The sequence below is a fragment of the Methylobacterium sp. Leaf117 genome (assembly GCF_001422985.1).
Taxonomy (GTDB): domain Bacteria; phylum Pseudomonadota; class Alphaproteobacteria; order Rhizobiales; family Beijerinckiaceae; genus Methylobacterium.
Map to the genome: position 1 here is coordinate 1 of NZ_LMNL01000031.1, position 3,126 is coordinate 3,126.

2 protein-coding genes and 1 rRNA gene are annotated in these 3,126 nt (G+C 63.6%); 2 read left to right on the top strand and 1 reads right to left on the bottom strand.

Translation table 11 applies throughout. The annotated features are described in order from the left end of the window. Positions 1-1,701: 1,701 nt before the first annotated feature. Entirely contained in the window at positions 1,702-2,358 is a 657-nt protein-coding gene (locus ASF57_RS14560; RefSeq protein ID WP_056484683.1) for a ParA family protein, read from the top strand. Between the two features lie 269 nt (positions 2,359-2,627). Then, positions 2,628-2,774, top strand: a complete 147-nt coding sequence (locus ASF57_RS25815; RefSeq protein WP_156376157.1) for a hypothetical protein — start codon at positions 2,628-2,630, stop codon at positions 2,772-2,774. 236 nt (positions 2,775-3,010) lie between these two features. Here the strand turns inward: ASF57_RS25815 and rrf are convergent. Next, positions 3,011-3,126, bottom strand: a 5S ribosomal RNA gene (gene rrf, locus ASF57_RS14565).

Below are 3,126 nucleotides of genomic sequence, written 5' to 3' on the forward strand. Positions count from 1 at the left end.
CAGAAATACCGCCCAGATCACCAGGCGACAACCCATCAACAGTCAGGAGATGCAAAAGCAAGCCGCCAATCGCCTTGGCCGCTCGCCGATGAATGGGGGTATACGGATCCCAATCCGACCCGTCAACACCCGCGATTGGGGAAAACGCACATGTCGCAGTTTGGTTCTCTCTCGGACACTGCAGGGATGTGTCGAGGTCGCGCCCTTTCCGGTCCGGAATCACGCCACGGATCGCGTGACCTCGACACGTGCTTGAGGTTTCCAGCCTTCGCTTCAGGGTAGAGCTGAGGCTTCGGATCTTGGCCGTTCTGGGTCTGATACACCGTCATCTCCAGGTTGCACGGCCATCCGTCTCTCTTCTCGAAAACCTCTGATTCCGTGGCCCTCTCAAAAGTGAACCCTCCCCCCCGTCTGCAGGAACGACCGTGGATCCGACGGCTTGGCGAGGACGCGGGCCGTCACTGCTGACCCCATCCGGGACCTTGCTCCGGGGATTCCAGCGGGCCAGCCAGCCCAGCCAGATTGGGGAGACGATCCGAACCACATTGGTAAGGTTGGGACGGCAGTGGACCCGTCGCTCCGTGATCGACACCAGGTCGAGGCGCTGGGCGATCCGTAAGGCGAGGCGTGCCTTGGTCTGGCCCACACCAGCCCGTGCGGCGATCTCGGGGATCGAGAGCGTGCATTGGCGGCCAGCGACGAATGCATCGGCCACGATCTTGAGGACCGCCAGTTCGCCTGTGGTGAAGTGGCAGGCGAGCCTCGGCGGCAGAGGGCCGGAAGCCGCAAGGGTCCGCCGCCGTACCTGCGATCGGGCCCTATCAGGCGAGCGCTGAGGGTTCTTGGTCGGGAAGTAGGACCAAAGGCGGGGGTCTTTGCCCGGGGAGGCTCCGGGTGCTTCTGCGGCCATCCCAGGAATCATCTGAGATGAGACGGCCTTGAGACATCCGAGGGAGACAGCGGCGGCCTGATCAGGCCGGCGGCGGCCGTGAATGGCTTCGGCGAGTTCCTGGGCCTGCGCTTCTGTCAGAGCGCCTTCCCCGACCGATCGCCACACATCGCGGCTCAGGGCGTCCAGGGCAGCCACGGGAACATGGTTAACGAGGGTGAGTAGATGGTCGAACGACATGGTGGTCCCTGGGTTGGGACCGCATCAGGCCAAGCGACATCGCTCCGAGAATGAACATTCTCGATTGACTCCTGAGGGGAGCTATGATGTGCTGAGGATGTTCCGTTGTCTTTTGCACATCACACGATTTGACGGCCCTTCCGGTTTGGCGACCGGGGGGCCGTTGTCGTTTCAGGGTCCTACTGCGGCGTGGCGGTGGTTCCTTGATCGAATCTCCGGTCTTGCGAGAGACCGAGACTGTGCATTCGGCACGCGAGGGGCTCTCCTGTCAAACCAGGGACTTGTGCCGCTTCGAATCGGCGCCTGGCTGGTCCCACCGTTGGGACCAACGCGACCGTCCAACCCGCTGTGCCAGCCGACTAAAATGATAGGATCGAGGGCCTGTGCAGACAGCCGATCCAAGGTAGGCAAGGCGACCAGAGAAGCTCAACGTTATAAAATAAAACACGAATTCTGCCTCAATGGGCAAATGGGTTTTTGCCCAAGAACGCGATTGGGTTTACGGGTTCTTGGAGATTTAGGCCCTAGGGCCTTTGGAGGTTTGGGTTAGCAAAGCCCGGGGGGCCTTTTCGATGGCGGTCATCAGCGTCTGCTCGACAAAGGGTGGAGTCGGGAAGACGACCCTTGTGATCTGCCTGGCCGACGCCTTCGCCCGTCAGGGGGGAAGCGTGATCATCGTCGATGCCGACCCGAACGGGCATGTCGGCGAATGGCGCGACCGCGCGGGGGCAGATTCCACCGTCGCGGTCATCTCGGGGGTGACGGAGACCGTCATCCTCGATCGCATCGGGGAGGCGGCAACGCGGTACGGGATCGTTCTGGTCGATCTCGAAGGGGCGGCCTCGCAGGCCGTCACCTACGCGATCGCCGAGTCGGACCTCGTTCTAGTCCCCACTAAGATCTCGGGGATGGACCTGCAGGAGGTATTCCGGACCTACGAGGTGGTGCAGCGGGCCGAGCGCATGCTGCGCCGATCGATCCCGGCGCGGGTGGTCCTGACCCAGATGTCGCCGCTCCAAAGCCGCGTCGCCCAGCATGCCCGGGAGGAGATCCAGAATGCCGGTATCCCGCTACTGCGGACCGAGGTGATCCAGCGAGCCGCGTACCAGTCCATTCACTTCACGGGGTCGACACCGGCGGGGCCGGGCGGAGATCCGAAAGCCGCCGCCGAGGTGAGCGGCGTCCTGACCGAGCTCCTCACCATCCTGGCCGAGCAACAGGGCGCCTGACGATGAGCAAGCCTCCGTTTCCCCCCCCGTTCCTACCCTCGCCCCGCCCACGGCCGCATACGAGTCCGGAGGATGCCCGACAGCTCGCCGCGGCCGCGAGCGACCTCGGCTTCACGCGAGCCTCGAGCCCCCCCTCAGAACCGATCCCTACGCCCGGGATCCCGGGCGAACCCCGGGCGGCCGAGGCCGCACCGGTTCGAGCCCCCAGGGCCCCGGCTGGTACGCGGAGGCGGTCCAAGGCCGCCAAGGGGGCAGTTTTGAAGGTCGAGGTGCCGGATCCCGTCTGGACGGCCCTGCGGCAGGAGGCTCTCGATCGCCGGGTGACCGTGAAGTACCTGATCCTCGAGGCCCTCGCGACTAAGGGCTACGCCTTCGATCTCTCCGCCATCCCGAAGGATGGGCGCCGCCTGCGTTAAACGCGCGGTCTGCAAAGGTCTCGTCCGAAAAACCGCCTGTCCGCAAACGCGATCTAACCCCTACGGACGTGTCCCACGGGGCTGCGCCAGCGTCCACAGGACTATGGTCCAACGGACATGAAACCAAGCTTGCGGACATGAAACCAAGGCTTGGAAACGCAAAAAGGCCACCCCGGAGGGTGGCCTTTTTGCGTTCGACGATCGTCGAGAGGGATTATGTGTCTTGTTCTGAGCAGGTCTGGCGGCGACCGACTCTCCCGTGTCTTGAGACACAGTACCATGGGCGCTGGTGTGTTTAACGGCCGAGTTCGAGATGGGATCGGGTTCTGGGCACACCGCTCAAACCACCAGA